We start from the raw sequence: 888 nt of genomic DNA on the forward strand, positions 1-888 counted from the left end.
TGCTGGCGACGTGGCGCCAGCAGGGACGCAATCCCTACGAGGAACTTCGTCGAGTTGTCAGCAGCAATAAGATGATCTCACGAGCTCACGCTGTACCGGCTGTTGAGACTTCGGGGTAAACACATACCCTCGACGAAACAGCGGGCGGTCGTCGATAACGGTGCCCACGCTGGTTCCGAGCGTCGGCCCGATCAACGGTGCGATCACCATCGACCCGACGACAACCGCTGGCGAGTCCAACAGGAGTCCAGCGGTCGCAACGACGACACTCATGGTCGTCATAACCAGAAAGGTGTTGAACTCCGGGGTGCGATCATTCGCGCGGGCCTGAAGCTCCTCTCGGGAAATACGCGCCGTGCTTTGCGCATAGCGCTGTTCGAGCGCGTTGTACTTGTCAGAGATGACTGTCTCAGCCTCGATAATCACTGTGTAGGAGTCCTCGTCCATGCCGGTTTTGCGGAGCTCGTCGAGCACGGATTCGATCGCAGGCATCGGAAGCGGAAACGTGATGATAATCGAGGGCTCTTGTCGACTTTCTTCTTCGATGAGCGTGTACTCGATTTCTTGGCTTTCGAGTGCGTCTTCGACGGGGTCGCGCTTTTCTTTCGGAATCAGAATCTCCACGAGTCGCATGGTACGACCTCCACGAAGTCACCGAACACTGTTTTGGCCATCTCCGTGAGTCAACAGCAGTATCGACCTTTCGACCGACTGCACTCCTCGTCGAGAATCCAGCGGTAGTGTCTTACAATGCAGAAAGAACTGCTCTGTTGAATAGATGCTGAGTCACGGTTACAGCGGTTCACACAGTGGTTCTATGTTGATGATGGCGAACATCAGGACAATTTCACGGAACTGCCGATACCAGCCCAGCGCTCGCACGGCGTC

At 55.9% G+C, this 888-nt stretch carries 2 pseudogenes; both read right to left on the reverse strand.

What is annotated here, in order from left to right:
• Window positions 1–135 precede the first annotated feature (135 nt).
• A pseudogene (locus O2S87_RS18655) lies at window positions 136–633 on the reverse strand (DUF389 domain-containing protein); the annotation flags it as partial.
• Window positions 634–792: 159 nt separating this feature from the next.
• A pseudogene (locus O2S87_RS18660) lies at window positions 793–888 on the reverse strand (IS5/IS1182 family transposase); the annotation flags it as partial.

The sequence above is a fragment of the Halohasta sp. A2 genome (genome assembly GCF_056175805.1).